A 14,090-nucleotide genomic window follows, 5' to 3' on the forward strand; every position below is an offset into this window, starting at 1 on the left:
AGCGGCTTATGGATCTCTATACCTATTACCGTTCGACCTCGTCGTACCGGGTGCGAATTGCGCTGGCGTTGAAGGGCCTCGACTATCAGGCGTTACCGGTCAATTTGATCGCACCGCCGGGTGGCGAGCATCGGCAAGCGGCGTATCTGGCGATCAATCCACAGGGCCGGGTGCCGGCCTTGCGCACTGATGAGGGCGGTTTGCTGATTCAATCGCCGGCGATCATCGAGTACCTGGAAGAACGTTATCCACAGGTGCCGTTGCTGCCTGAAGATCTGCTCGCCCGTGCGCAGGTGCGCGGTGTAGCGGCGGTGATCGGCTGCGACGTGCATCCACTGCACAACGTCAGTGTGCTCAATCGCCTGCGTCAGTCGGGGCACGATGAGCTGCAGGTGGTCGAGTGGATCAGCCACTGGATCAGCCAGGGCCTGGCGACGGTTGAGCAACTGATTGGCGACGAGGGATTCTGTTTCGGCGAGTGGCCGTGCGTGGCGGATGTGTACCTGATTCCGCAGTTGTATGCGGCGCAGCGGTTCAATGTCAGCCTTGAGGCGTATCCGAAAATTCGTCGGGTCGCCGCACTGGCGGCTGAACATTCAGCGTTCATCAAGGCCCATCCCGCCAATCAACCAGACACCCCATAACCCTGTAGGAGTGAGCCTGCTCGCGATGAGGGAGTGTCAGTCACTCATGTTCTGACTGACCCACCGCTATCGCGAGCAGGCTCACTCCTACAAGGGAATATCGCCGTTCACATAATCATAAAAACAAAACAGGTACCTTGCGATGCACAACCAGATTGCCAGCTTCCGCGCGGCACTCGACGCCCGTCCAGTGTCCCGCTATCAGTGGTTACTGTTGATCCTGCTCGCGCTGTTGCTGGTCACCGACGGCTATGACGCCCAGGTGCTCGGTTACGTGGTGCCCGCGCTGGCCCAGGACTGGGGCCTGGAAAAATCTGCGTTCGGGCCTGTGTTCAGCGCCAATCTGCTCGGTCTCACCCTTGGTTCACTGGCGGTCACGCCGCTGGCTGACCGCTTTGGCGTGCGCCGGATCCTGCTCGCTTGCGTACTGATCTACGCCACGCTGACCGTGCTGATGGTCTTCGCCGACTCGCTCAACACGCTGATGATCGCGCGCTTCATCTGTGGCATCGGCATGGGCGGGGCGATGCCCAGTGCCATGGCGTTGATGTCGGAATACTCGCCACCGCGTTTGCGTACCTTGATGGTGACGCTGGCAGCCTGTGGCTTCTCGTTCGGTGGCGCGGCGGGTGGTTTTGTCGCCGCCGGTTTCATCGACCAGTTCGGCTGGCAGGCGGTGTTTCTCGCCGGTGGCGTCACGCCGTTGCTGCTGTTTCCGTTTCTCTGGTGGATGCTGCCGGAGTCGTTGCCACGTCTGTTGCGTGATGCGCCGCCGTATGCGCGATTGCGCAAAGTCACCGCGCGGATGTTGCCGGACTGGCAACCACCGGTCGCAACCCTGGAGCAGAACGAGCGCGAGCAGGGCAGCAATCTGACCGTGGTCGAGTTGTTCCGCAATGGCTACGCGCGGCCGACCTTGCTGATCTGGGCGACGTTTTTTGTCAGCCTTATTTTGCTGTATTTCATGATCAGCTGGTTGCCGACGCTGTTGCTGGAAAGCGGCCTGAAACTCAACGAAGCCAATCTGGTGACGTCGATGTTTCTGTTCGCCGGTACTTTGGGCGCGATCTGTATGGCCTGGTTTGCCGACCGCTTGAAGCGCAAGGTTCGTTTGTTGTCAGCGGTGTTGGCAGGGGCGGCGCTGTGCACGATTCTGCTGGGACTCAATCATGACAATCCGCGTTATCTGGTGGCCTGCGTCTTCGCTGCAGGTTTCTGCATCATCGGCGGGCAACTGACGCTGAATGCGTTTGCCAGCAATTTCTACCCGGCGCATGTGCGTGCAACCGGCACCGGTTGGGCGTTGGGTGTGGGGCGTTTTGGTTCGATTCTCGGGCCGCTGTTTGGCAGCCTGTTGCTGGCGATGCACATTCCGGTGGCGCAGATTTTCTTCTTTTGCGCGATCCCGGCGGTGATCGCCGCGTTGCTGATTATTCAGGTACGTTCGCCCACTGACACAGCGCAATCTCCTGTGGGAGCTAGCCTGCTAGCGAAGAACGATAACGCGGTTTAACTGAGAGACCGAGCTGCCTGCATCGCTAGCAGGCTAGCTCCCACAAGGTATCAGTGGACGACCGAGTTGGGCGGCAGGTGTCCGAGCCGCTCGGTCAGGCGCAGGCGTTGAATCGGGTCATCGCTGAGCATCAGCGCATGCTCCAGATCGAAGCGCTCGGCATTCGGACAGTCAAGCCGCTGATAAAGACTGGCCCGGGCCAGGTAATCAGCGGCTCCGGCGTCACCCAGTTCGAGCACGCGTTCGGCATCGATCAGCGCGGCAATGAAATCATCATGCGTCAGGTACAACTGGCGCAGGTTGCGCGACAGGCGCTGAAGCATTTGCACCGGCGAGGCGGTCAGCAGATGTTCGGCATTCAGCTTCATGTTCGGCCCGTACTGGCGCTGCAACAGTTCGCGACAATCATTGGGGTACAACCGCCGGCCACCGCAGGGATCAAGCAAGTGATCGGCACCGGGCACTCGCAACAGGAAATGCCCGGGGAAGTTGACCCCGACCAGAGGAATCTCCAGACCGCGCGCCAGCTCCAGGGCAATCAGCGCCAATGCCAGCGGCTGGCCGCGACGGGTCTGCAACACTTTGTGCAGCAGCGCAGCCTGCGGGCGCAGTGGCAGAAAATCATCCTGTGCAAAACCCAGATCGGTCATGCGGCGTAACAACGGTTGCGCCAGCTCACTCACCGGCAGCATCGGCAAACCGTAACTCACCCGTTGTTGCAGGTCTTTGAATTCCTGCAACAGCGCGTCGGGATCGACGGCTTTTTCGTGCTCGGCCGCCATCCACAGCGCGGCTTCGAACAGCGCGGGCGGTGAACGGTGCAGGCATTCGAAAAAACGTTGACGCGCACTCATCGAAATCTCCGGGGAATGCCTCGTTTTAGCCCGGTCCGCGAGATTCGTCCAGTGCCCCGCAACACCGGTGTCGGGTTATGCCGCAAAGCCGTTGTCGACGCGGGCGCTTATTCCGGTGCGCTCCAGCAATTTTCGGGCGCAGGCCTATACTGGCGTTCTACAAGAAGTGATTCGGGAGCCCAACGATGTTTGCGCTCATGCAAAGCACTCGCCTGGAATCGCTGCACCTTAGCGTCGACCCGGTCACCGGGTTGAAGGCGGTCATTGCCATCCATAACAGTCGCCTCGGGCCAGCCTTGGGTGGATGTCGTTATCTTGCCTATCCCAATGACGAATCTGCCGTTGAGGATGCCATTCGCCTCGCTCAGGGCATGAGTTACAAGGCCGCACTGGCGGGGTTGCCGCAAGGCGGTGGCGTTGCGGTGATCGTGCGTCCGGTGCATGTGGAAAACCGAGGCTCGCTGTTCGAAGCCTTTGGCCGCTGCATCGAACAGCTCGACGGTCGCTACATCACCGCGATCGACAGCGGTACCTCGGTGGCGGACATGGACTGCATCGCTCAGCAGACCCAGCATGTCACCAGCACCACGTCGGCCGGTGACCCCGCACCACACGCAGCGATGGGCGTGTTTGCCGGCATTCGGGCAACCGCCATGGCCCGGCTGGGCAGCGACAATCTCGAAGGTTTGCGCATCGCGATTCAGGGCCTGGGCAATGTCGGTTACGCGTTGGCCGAGCAACTTCACGCCGCCGGGGCAGAACTGCTGGTCAGCGACATTGACCACGGCAAAGTGCAACTGGCGATGGAACAACTCAATGCTCACCCGATCGCTAACGACGCGTTACTCAGTACGCCGTGTGACATCCTCGCTCCGTGCGGTCTGGGCGGTGTGCTGAACAGCCACAGCGTTACTCAACTGCGTTGCTCGGCGGTGGCGGGTTCGGCAAACAATCAACTGACGCACCTGGATGTCGCCGATCAACTGGAGCGGCGCGGGATTCTGTATGCGCCGGACTACGTGATCAATGCCGGAGGCCTGATCTACGTTTCGCTGAAACATCGTGGTGAGGAATTGCCGACGATTACTGCGCATCTGTCGAAAATCAGTTCACGGCTGACCGAAGTTTTCGCCCATGCTCAAGCGGAAAAACGTTCACCGGCGCGAGTGGCGGATGAGTTGGCAGAGAAAGTTTTGTATCGCTGAGTTCCACAGGCATGAAAAAGGCCCTGAGCCATTCGACTCGGGGCCTATTCAATTCGGGCTGGATTACTTCGCAGCCTTCGCCGCTTTGGCTGGCTTCGCCGGCGTTTCAGCAGGCTCTGCAGCTTCGGCATTATCGACCGGTTCCGCCGGTGCATTGAGCAGCTCGGACAGTGCATCCGGCTGGCTCTTGAACGCCCGGGCGAACACATCGCGATTCTTCGCCATGTAGATCCCGGCTTCTTCCACTTGCTGTTCAGTCAGGGACGGAACGGCTTTTTGCAGCACATCGGCCAGATATTCGGCCAGTTCGAGCATTTTGTCATGACGGTCAGCTTCGGCTTTATCCATGAACAAGCGCTCCAGATCTCGGCTGCTGCGGTATACCACTTCGACGGCCATTCACCACCTCACATGCCTTCACATTAAGTTGTCTTGACGACTACTGTATCCATATACAGCGAAAAGGATAAGCGAATCCCTGCGCCATGGGTAGTGGCTTTTCAATGTAGACCGGATTTCGGGTTTGTCAGGGAGACCGTGTCGCTGCATTCGCGAGCAGGCTCGCTCCCACAAAAGCACAGCGGTGCGACCAAACGCCACGGCGCGGGTCTGGCGGCGGTTCGCCATGATGGCGTGGCCTCTTTTCTGCATGAAAACCGTTACGTGCAGAAAACCGTCACGTCCAACACGCATCATCCGCTCGCATTCGAGCTAAGGAACATCATCGTGAAAATCAACTGGGCCGAGAAACTGCGGCAAAACGTGCATCAACTGGCCGAGTCCCTGGGCAACCTGTTCGTCGAGACCTTCCACTATCTGGCGCTGTTCGCCATCGGTGCGGTGACGGCGTGGGCGGCGGTGATGGAGTTTCTCGGGATGCTCGAGGAAGGCCACATCAAGATCGATGACATTCTGCTGCTGTTCATCTATCTCGAATTGGGGGCGATGGTCGGGATTTACTTCAAGACCAACCACATGCCGGTGCGCTTTCTGATCTATGTGGCGATCACCGCGCTGACCCGTCTGCTGATCTCCAATGTCTCGCACCACAACCCGCCGGACATGGGCATCATCTACCTGTGCGGCGGGATTCTGCTGTTGGCCTTCTCGATTCTGGTGGTGCGTTACGCCTCGTCACAATTTCCTTCGGTGAAGATCGAGAAACCACAGCGCAAACTTGGCGCCGGTTCCAGCGAGCATCCGGAAGTCGAGAAGGGCGAGCTTTAAAGCCCGGCCGCAGGTCGGGGCTGGCTGCTGACGAGGGGCGGTGGCGGGGTCAGCCCGTCGCCACCGGTCATCGCTTCGAGGATCGCCATAGCGCTGTGGCCCTGTTCGATAGCGATGCCGAATTGAATGCTTTGCACCAGCCGCTTGAGACGCGCAGGGTCATTGCGCTGTTCGGCGCTGATCATGCGTTTGGCCACGATCCGGCCGCTGTTGGACAGGGTCAGCATGATGCTGCCGTCCAGGCCCTGAATGCTCAGGTTGATCTGATAGTCCGGCGCGAAGGCATCGGTAATGATCTGAAAAGGATTGTCCATGATGCGTCACCGCCTGATTGAACGTGCAGTTGTTGACCGGCCGTGATCGGGTTGGTTCGCCAAACCGGATCACCGGCCATTCCGTGGCCTGTATTTGTTGCTTCATGTAGAGCTGTCGAGAGAAACGAGGCTGCGATCTTTTGACCTTCAGTGTTTTGATTTCGATCATGAAGAGCAAAAGATCGCAGCCTGCGGCAGCTCCTATAGGGACGTAGCAAGGGCTGTGCCGGGAAAATTGTCGAACAATGAACACGGGCATAAAAAAGGCGAGCTACGCGGCTCGCCTTTTTTAATGGCCCGTTTTCAGGGCAGAACCAGGTAGATGATCGCTGACAGTGCAATCAGACCGATCAACACCACAAATACGTTGGACGCTTGCCCCGAATACTGGCGCAAGGCTGGCACGCGGCGGATGGCGTACATCGGCATCAAGAACAGCAGACAGGCAATCACGGGCCCACCGAAAGCCTCGATCATCCCGAGGATGCTCGGGTTGAAAGTCGCCACGGCCCAGCAACTGAGGATCATGAACACGGCGGTCGCGCGGTTCAGCCAGCTCGCCGACATCACCCGGCCACGGCTGCGCAGGGTTTTCACGATCATGCCTTGAAAGCCTTCGCTGGCGCCGATGTAGTGGCCGAGGAAGGATTTGGTGATCGCCACCAGCGCAATCAACGGCGCGGCATAAGCGATGACCGGGGTCTGGAAGTGGTTGGCCAGGTACGACAGGATCGAAATGTTCTGTGCCTTGGCGGCTGCCAGATCCGCCGGCGACAACGCCAGCACGCAACTGAAGCAGAAGAACATCACCGTGACGACCATCATGCCGTGGGCCATGGCGAGGATGCCGCTGCTTTTGCGTTCGGCCTGCTCGCCGTAACGTTGTTTTTGATCAACGGCGAACGCGGAGATAATCGGCGAATGGTTGAACGAGAACACCATCACCGGAATCGCCAGCCATAGCGTCTTGAGAAAATCAGACATCGGCATGGCGTCTTTGGCGCTGGCGAAGAACGCGCCGTTCCAGTTCGGAATCAGGCTGACCGCGAGCAGCAGCAACGCGGCGACGAATGGATACACCAACACGCTCATGGCTTTGACGATCACGCTCTGACCGCAACGAACAATCGCCATCAAACCGAGGATCAGTACCAGCGAGAGGATTGCCCGTGGCGGTGGGGCGATGTGCAGTTGATGTTCGAGGAAACTGCTCAGGGTGTTGGTCAGCGCCACGCTGTAGACCAGCAGGATCGGGAAGATCGCAAAGAAATACAGCAGCGTGATCAGCTTGCCGGCACCGAAGCCGAAGTGTTCTTCGACCACTTCGGTGATGTCCCCGGAGCGACCGGACAAGACAAAACGACACAGACCACGGTGGGCAAAAAACGTCATCGGGAAGGCCAGCACAGCCAGAATCAACAATGGCCAGAAACCGCCTACACCAGCGTTGATCGGCAGAAACAAAGTCCCGGCGCCGATGGCGGTGCCATACAGTCCAAGCATCCAGGTGGTGTCGAATTTGTTCCAGCCCTTGTGGGCTGTTTCTGCATTGCGTGTGCGGTCTACAGCGGGATTATCGGCAGCAGGTGTACGTACATCGGTCATCGGTATCGCCTCGTTATTATTTTTGCTCGGGCTCACGGTTGGCAGACCGTCGGGTGCGGTCTGCCGGGGCGGTCAGGGAATGCGCCTCAGCATTCCACCCAGCTCACGGCCAGGCCGCCCCGTGAAGTCTCTTTGTATTTGTCGTGCATGTCGGCGCCGGTATCGCGCATGGTGCGGATCACCCGGTCCAGGGAAATGAAATGTTTGCCGTCGCCGCGCAAAGCCATTTGCGTGGCGTTGATCGCCTTCACGGCGGCGATGGCATTGCGCTCGATGCACGGCACTTGCACGAGGCCACCGACCGGGTCGCAGGTCAGGCCAAGGTTGTGTTCCAGGCCGATTTCGGCGGCGTTTTCCAATTGTTCCGGGGTGGCGCCGAGTACATCGGCAAGGCCGGCGGCAGCCATCGCGCAGGCCGAACCGACTTCGCCCTGACAGCCGACTTCGGCGCCGGAGATCGAGGCATTTTTCTTACAGAGAATGCCGACGGCGGCCGCACCGAGGAAGAAAGCGACGACATCATCGTCAGACGCGTCCGGATTGAATTTCATGTAGTAGTGCAGAACGGCCGGGATGATCCCCGCAGCACCATTGGTCGGCGCGGTGACCATGCGCCCGCCGGCCGCGTTCTCTTCGTTGACGGCGAGGGCGAACAGGTTGACCCATTCCATTGCCGACAGCGTCGAACTGATCACGTTGGGCTTGCCTATCTCCAGCAGGCTGCGATGCAGTTTCGCTGCACGACGCGGCACATTCAGACCACCGGGCAGGATGCCTTCGTGGCGCAGGCCCTGCTCCACACATTCACGCATCACCGACCAGATGTGCAGCAGACCCTGACGGATTTCGGTGTCGCTACGCCAGGCGCGCTCGTTGGCCATCATCAGTTCGGACACGCGCAGGTTGTGCTGTTTGCACAGCGACAGCAGTTCGGCGGCGCTGGAGAAATCGTACGGCAACACCACGTCACCGGCCGGCGCCACACCGGACTCGGCTTCCGCTGCTTCAATGATGAAACCGCCGCCAACCGAGTAGTACGTCTGCTCGAACAGCTCGGCAGTTTCGCCAAAGGCAGTCAGCGACATGGCGTTGGGGTGGTAGGGCAGGCTCTCGTCCAGCAGCAGGAGATCACGCTGCCAGTCGAAGGCAATTTCTCTTTGCCCGGCGAGGGACAGTTGGCCTGTCTCGCGCAGTTCCTGGATGCGTGGATCGATGGTCGCCGGATCGATGCTGTCCGGCCATTCGCCCATCAGGCCCATCACCGTCGCGCGGTCAGTGGCGTGACCGACACCCGTGGCCGACAGCGAACCGTACAAACGGATTTCCACACGACGCACATCGTTCAACAAATGTTGATCGATCAGCGCTTGAGCGAAGGTCGCTGCTGCGCGCATCGGGCCGACGGTGTGGGAACTGGACGGGCCGATGCCGACTTTGAATAGATCGAAAACACTGATAGCCATGCTAAACCCTTACAAGCAATGGAGTAGGAATCGCTGCCATTTTTTGTAGGACAAGCGCAATGTCGGCGATACTGCCTACCTCAGTCCTACGTGACTAACGAAACTTCCTAAGTAAGCCTTTAGCAGGACTAAACGATGAGTCGTCAATTGCATGCCCAGACCTATGTCTGGCTTCAGGTGTTTTCCTGTGCCGCGCGGCATCTGTCGTTTACCCGCTGTGCCGAAGAACTGCACATCACCCCGGGGGCGGTCAGCCAGCAGATTCGCCAACTGGAAGAACGCCTCGGGTTTCGCCTGTTTCATCGGCGCGCGCGCGGTGTGGAATTGAGTGCAGAGGGGCAGCGGTTGGCGATTACCGTCAATGAGGCATATGGCAGCATCGATGCGGAATTGCGACGGCTTGATGCCGGAATGATCAGCGGGATTCTGCGCCTGCGCTCGATTCCGTCATTCCTCAGCAAGTGGCTGACGCCGCGTTTGCCGCGCCTGCAACAGCGCTATCCGGATATTCAGCTGCGGCTCGTCGCCGAGGACAGCAGCGTGCCGTTGCACGAGGGTGACTTTGATCTGGCGATTGATCTGAACGACGGCAGTTACCCCGGGCTGTTATCCACAGCGTTGCTCGATGAGCAGATTTTCCCGGTGTGTGCGCCGAGTCTGTTGCGTGGTCGTCCGCGATTGCATGGGCCAGCGGATCTGGTGCATTTCCCGTTGCTGCATGACATCACTGCCTGGCGTGGCAGTTATGAATACGCGGAGTGGGAGTTCTACTTGAACGCGATCGGCTTTGAAGGCGCCGACGTACGGCGCGGGCACACGTTCAATCGCAATCACCTGACCATTGAAGCGGCAATTGCCGGTATGGGCGTGGCGATTGCCCGACGGACATTGCTTAACGATGAACTGGAGCGAGGGACATTGATTGTGCCGTTTGGCCTGTCGGTACCGAATCACAAACGCTACGTGTTGCTGTACGCGCCAGGGGCGTTGAGCCATCCGGGCGTACGTGCGGTGCATGATTGGCTGGTCGAAGAGGCGGGGATATTTCGCAGCTTGCACCCGTTGAACGACGGGCAATTGTGAGCAAATTTTGCCGGGTTGCGAGGCGACCCAACTCCCGACCTTACCAGTGCTTTGCTCGGTTGTCCGGCTTTTTTTGCGAATGAATATTTATCTTTTTTCAGGGGTTGAAATGTTCGCCGGTCGGGCCGATTGTTGTAACCAGGAGGTCAGGAAATTCAACTCAAGGCCTCTCACGAGCTAGCTGAAATAAGGGATGAACTATGCAAATCCAAGTCAACAGCGATAACCATATTCAAAGTAGTCAACGACTGGAGGAGTGGGTACGTACAACCATTGAGAGCACGCTCGAACGTTATGAAGAAGACCTGACCCGCGTCGAAGTCCATCTGGCCGACGAGAACGGTGACAAACCAGGTCCCCATGACATGCGCTGCCAACTGGAAGCGCGGCCAAAAGGCCATCAACCGATTTCCGTGACCCACAAGGCCGATTCGCTGGAACAGGCGATCGACGGCGCTGCCGAAAAACTCGAGCACGCACTGGAGCACCTTTTCGGCAAACTGCGAGGTAAGCCACGTGCTGCTGTGGTGCCATTTAGCAAGGCGAATGACGCTCTGCTGGAGGAAGAATTTCTTGAGAACGAACAGGCAGCGATCAACAGTTGATGCGCTGATTTCATAAGCCACCCAATGAGAACGGGCCTGCGAATGCAGGCCCGTTTTTGTTTGTGGCGGTTTTTGCGCAGGGCATAAGAAAGCGGCCCCTCACCCCAGCCCTCTCCCTCCGGGAGAGGGGGCCGACCGAGGTGTCAGAAGAGGTACATCGACCTGAAAGACCGAGTCGATTATGGAGTCGGCACAGTACTTTCAGGTCGATGTATTTCTGAAGCATCCCGCAATCAGTCCCCCTCTCTCCGGGAGAGGGCCGACCGAGGTGTCTGGCGTTGTACATCGACCTGAAAGACCGAGTCGATTATGGATTCGGCAAAGCACTTTCAGGTCGATGTATTTCTGAAGCATCCCGCAATCAGTCCCCCCTCTCTCCGGGAGAGGGCCGACCGAGGTGTCTGAAGAGGTACGTCGACCTGAAAGACCGAGTCGATCATGGATTCGGTAAAGCAGAATCAGGTCGGCGATCCTCGCAAGCATCCCCCGGTCAGTCCCCTCTCCCTCTGGGAGAGGGTTAGGGTGAGGGCATTTTTCGATTCGCCGCAATTCTTATGATCTGCTCCAGCACATCGTCCATCTGCTGGATCACCTCGAGATTACTGAAACGCGCGACTTCAATGCCCTTTTGATTCAGATAGTGCGTCCGGCGTTGGTCATGAATCAGTCCCGGCGTTTCATAGTGCTGACCACCGTCTAGTTCAATCGCCAATTTCAGTTCGGCACAGTAAAAGTCCAGCACATAGGGCGGACAGGGAAACTGCCGGCGAAATTTCAGATTGGCGATTTGGCGGGAGCGGAGTTTTTGCCAGAGCAGCTGTTCGCAATCGGTTTGGTTGACGCGTAACTGGCGGGCGAATTGGGCGAGGGTGGGGCGGGTTTGCATGCTTCACGATCCTTGTGAAGTTGGTTTGATATTTCACTGTAGCCCATTCCCCTCACCCCAGCCCTCTCCCGGAGGGAGAGGGGGCCGACCGAGTCGTATTGCGGGGTACATCGACCTGAAAAACCGAGTCGATTATGGATTCGGTAAAGCGGTTTCAGGTCGAGTCGGTTAAAGATTCGGCACAGCGGGTTCAGGTCGAGTCGATTATGGATTCGGCACAGCACGTTCAGGTCGGCGTACCTCGCAAGCACCCCCCAATCAGTCCCCTCTCCCTCAGGGAGAGGGTTAGGCGGGCGGCGTTCCGATGAGGGGCTTTTCAATCCTCAGAACGCCACCGATGTCTGCACATAAACCGTCCGCGGCTCACCCACATACTTACCCTTGTTGTTGTCATCAAACGAACGGGTGAAGTACTGCGTGTTGAAGATGTTCTTCACGCCCACCGCCACATTCAGATCCGACAACTGCGGCCCGAAGTCATACCCGGCGCGGCTGCTGAACAGCATGTAGCCCGGAATCTTGCCGGTGCTGCCATCGGCACTTTCTTTCGAGGTATTGGCGTTGTCAGCGAACTGGTCGCTCTGGAAGCTGCTGTCCAGATTCAACTTCCATGGCCCTTCGGTGTAACCGACGCCAATCGTGCCTTTGTGCTTCGACGAGAATGGCACGCGATTGCCTTTGTTCGGTCCGTCTTCGCGGATGGTCGCGTCAACATAAGCGTAAGTGGCGTAGACATCAAAACCGGCCAGCGCCGGGCTCAAGTCATCCAGCGCGTAATTGACGCTGGTCTCGATCCCTTGATGGCGAGTTTCGCCACGGGCGATCACCGAGTCGTTGGTCTGGTTACTTTCGTACTGATTGTCGAAGTTGATCAGGAACGCGCCGATCTCGGCCCGCAACGCTCCATTGTCATAGCGCGTGCCGAGTTCCCAAGTGCGCGCCTTTTCCGGTTTCACTTCGCCGCTGGTCACACGGTTGGGCATCTGGCTGTATTGCACGCTGCCGAACGAGCCTTCAGTGTTGGCGTACAGATTCCAGCTGTCGGTGAGGTGATAGAGCACGTTCAACGCCGGCAGCGCGGTGTTGTAGTCGCCCTTGTATTTGACGTTGGTCAGGTTGTTGGTCTGCTGCGATTCGATCATCTCGTAGCGCACGCCCGGGGTGATCGTCCATTTGCCGATGTCGATGCGGTCGTCAACGAAGAAAGCATTGGCCTCGGTGCCGCCACGGGTATCGCGGTCGTTGCGGCTGGCAGTGGTCGGGTATTCGTTGCTGCTGATCGGCGTGCGATAGCGCAGTTCGTGACCAGCCTCGTTGATGTAGCGGTAGCCGACGCCGACTTCATGGCTGGTCGGGCCGAGGTCGAAGCCTTGGGCGAAACGGGTTTCCAGACCGCGCACCCAATACTCGCGCGGCGACAGCGAAAGGAACGTGCCCTGATCGAGATAACCGCTGCGCAGGGTCTTGGTGAAGAAGGTATTGGCGGTGAATTCGCGGCGATCTTCCTGATAGCGATAGCCGAAATTGAACATCGTGCGGCGGCCCCAGAACTGGTCTTTCGGCCGTGTCGATTGGTACGGGTCGGCGTCGTAATCGGCGACGTTCAAACCGCCGGGCATATCAGCCTTGCCTTCGTAGTACTGGGCCATGGCGTTGAAGCTGTTGGCGTCGTCGAGCTGGTATTTGCCCTTGAGGATCAGGTCGTCGATCTCGGTGTCGCTGTGTTCACGCCAGTCACCACCACGGGTGCCGGAGTAGAGCAACGCGCCGCCCAGACCATTTTCATTGGTGCCGCCGGCCAGCAGGTTGGCGCTGGTCTTGAAGCCGTCATGGCTCGACGATGGGCTGGTTTCGGTCTGAAAGCCGCCCTTGACCGTTGGCTCGTCAGGAATCGCCCGGGTCACGAAGTTGACCACACCACCGACGTTCTGCGGTCCGTAACGCACCGCGCCGCCGCCGCGCACCACGTCCACGGCATCCATGTTGCCCATGCTGATTGGCGCGAACGATAACTGCGGCTGGCCATAAGGCGCGAACGGCACCGGAATGCCGTCCATCAACACCGTCGAGCGCGCCGCCAGGCGTGGATTCAACCCACGAATGCCGAAGTTCAGCGCCATGTCGTGGCTGCCAGTGCCGTTGTTTTCCGGGGCGTTGACGCCGGGAATGCGGTTGAGCACATCACGCGGCTGAGTCGCGCCCTGACGCTCGAACTCTTCGCGGCGGATTACATCACGGGCGCCGGGATGTTCGAAGACGTTGATTTGCGCAGCATCGCCGAGCCAGTCGCCGACGACTGTCGAGGTGTCCAGCTCCAGCGCAGCGTCTGCCACCGGTTGCAGACTGAACGCGTTGTTGCCCTCGGCGCGTGCTTGCAGACCGGTGCCTTCGAGCAGCGCATTCAAACCTTGTTCAGGCGTGTAGCTGCCCTCCAGACCTCGGCTTTGCACACCACTGGTGACTTGCGAACCGAATGAAATCAACACGCCTGCTTCACGGCCAAACTGGTTGAGGGCGTTCTCTAGCGATGATGGCGCGATGTGGTACGCCTTGGCATCGGCAGCCACTGCGGCGGGCAGGGCGCTGAAACTCAGACTGACGCCGAGGACGAGATTGCGCAGGCTGCGGGCCAGTGGCGTGAGGCGGGTTGGGTGCATGGTGGTTGATCCTGAGAAGGTTGAATCAAGGGGG

At 58.9% G+C, this 14,090-nt stretch carries 12 protein-coding genes and 1 pseudogene; 6 read left to right on the forward strand and 7 right to left on the reverse strand.

Annotated features, from left to right (window positions below):
• Positions 1-8: 8 nt before the first annotated feature.
• Complete coding sequence (maiA, locus tag VY732_RS04645; RefSeq protein WP_331694751.1) at positions 9-644, forward strand: maleylacetoacetate isomerase; 636 nt, start codon at positions 9-11, stop codon at positions 642-644.
• Between the two features lie 142 nt (positions 645-786).
• Positions 787-2,157 carry an MFS transporter gene (locus VY732_RS04650; protein ID WP_331694752.1) on the forward strand — a complete coding sequence of 457 codons (1,371 nt, stop codon included), beginning with the start codon at positions 787-789 and terminating at the stop codon, positions 2,155-2,157.
• A gap of 50 nt (positions 2,158-2,207) precedes the next feature.
• Here VY732_RS04650 and VY732_RS04655 read toward each other — a convergent pair whose 3' ends face one another.
• Positions 2,208-3,011, reverse strand: coding sequence for a SirB1 family protein (locus VY732_RS04655; RefSeq protein ID WP_077571181.1), 804 nt, complete (start codon positions 3,009-3,011; stop codon positions 2,208-2,210).
• Between the two features lie 185 nt (positions 3,012-3,196).
• Between VY732_RS04655 and VY732_RS04660 the strand changes: the two genes are divergently transcribed.
• Complete coding sequence (locus tag VY732_RS04660) at positions 3,197-4,216, forward strand: Glu/Leu/Phe/Val dehydrogenase family protein (RefSeq protein ID WP_331694755.1); 1,020 nt, start codon at positions 3,197-3,199, stop codon at positions 4,214-4,216.
• A gap of 144 nt (positions 4,217-4,360) precedes the next feature.
• Here the strand turns inward: VY732_RS04660 and VY732_RS04665 are convergent.
• A pseudogene (locus tag VY732_RS04665) lies at positions 4,361-4,615 on the reverse strand (YebG family protein); the annotation flags it as partial.
• A 327-nt stretch (positions 4,616-4,942) separates the two neighbouring features.
• On the opposite strand from VY732_RS04665, the gene VY732_RS04670 reads away from it, so the two are divergent.
• Positions 4,943-5,443: a phosphate-starvation-inducible protein PsiE gene (locus VY732_RS04670; protein WP_026000737.1), complete on the forward strand. Its 501-nt coding sequence runs from the start codon at positions 4,943-4,945 to the stop codon at positions 5,441-5,443.
• Here VY732_RS04670 and VY732_RS04675 read toward each other — a convergent pair.
• From VY732_RS04675 to VY732_RS04685, 3 genes are all read right to left on the reverse strand, one after another.
• Entirely contained in the window at positions 5,440-5,757 is a 318-nt protein-coding gene (locus VY732_RS04675; protein ID WP_212622950.1) for a DUF3509 domain-containing protein, read from the reverse strand. The two genes, VY732_RS04670 and VY732_RS04675, sit on opposite strands and share 4 nt — an antisense overlap.
• Before the next feature lie 303 nt (positions 5,758-6,060).
• Positions 6,061-7,362 (reverse strand): HAAAP family serine/threonine permease, encoded by a 1,302-nt coding sequence (locus VY732_RS04680; RefSeq protein ID WP_331694757.1) that lies wholly within the window; start codon positions 7,360-7,362, stop codon positions 6,061-6,063.
• Positions 7,363-7,448: 86 nt separating this feature from the next.
• Positions 7,449-8,825 (reverse strand): L-serine ammonia-lyase, encoded by a 1,377-nt coding sequence (locus VY732_RS04685; RefSeq protein ID WP_331694759.1) that lies wholly within the window; start codon positions 8,823-8,825, stop codon positions 7,449-7,451.
• Between the two features lie 135 nt (positions 8,826-8,960).
• Here VY732_RS04685 and VY732_RS04690 point away from each other — a divergent pair, with 135 nt between their 5' ends.
• Positions 8,961-9,908 carry a LysR substrate-binding domain-containing protein gene (locus tag VY732_RS04690; protein ID WP_077571187.1) on the forward strand — a complete coding sequence of 316 codons (948 nt, stop codon included), beginning with the start codon at positions 8,961-8,963 and terminating at the stop codon, positions 9,906-9,908.
• A 200-nt stretch (positions 9,909-10,108) separates the two neighbouring features.
• On the forward strand, positions 10,109-10,513 hold the full coding sequence (locus VY732_RS04695; protein ID WP_116029519.1) for an HPF/RaiA family ribosome-associated protein: 405 nt from the start codon (positions 10,109-10,111) through the stop codon (positions 10,511-10,513).
• 517 nt (positions 10,514-11,030) lie between these two features.
• On the opposite strand, the gene VY732_RS04700 is transcribed toward VY732_RS04695, so the two are convergent.
• Both VY732_RS04700 and fecA read right to left on the reverse strand, forming a co-directional pair.
• Positions 11,031-11,399: an endonuclease domain-containing protein gene (locus VY732_RS04700; protein WP_331694761.1), complete on the reverse strand. Its 369-nt coding sequence runs from the start codon at positions 11,397-11,399 to the stop codon at positions 11,031-11,033.
• 323 nt (positions 11,400-11,722) lie between these two features.
• Positions 11,723-14,056 carry a TonB-dependent Fe(3+) dicitrate receptor FecA gene (gene fecA / locus VY732_RS04705; protein ID WP_331694764.1) on the reverse strand — a complete coding sequence of 778 codons (2,334 nt, stop codon included), beginning with the start codon at positions 14,054-14,056 and terminating at the stop codon, positions 11,723-11,725.
• Positions 14,057-14,090 lie beyond the last annotated feature (34 nt).

It is taken from the genome of Pseudomonas sp. ZY71 (genome assembly GCF_036542145.1).
Taxonomy (GTDB): Bacteria; Pseudomonadota; Gammaproteobacteria; order Pseudomonadales; family Pseudomonadaceae; genus Aquipseudomonas; species Aquipseudomonas koreensis_A.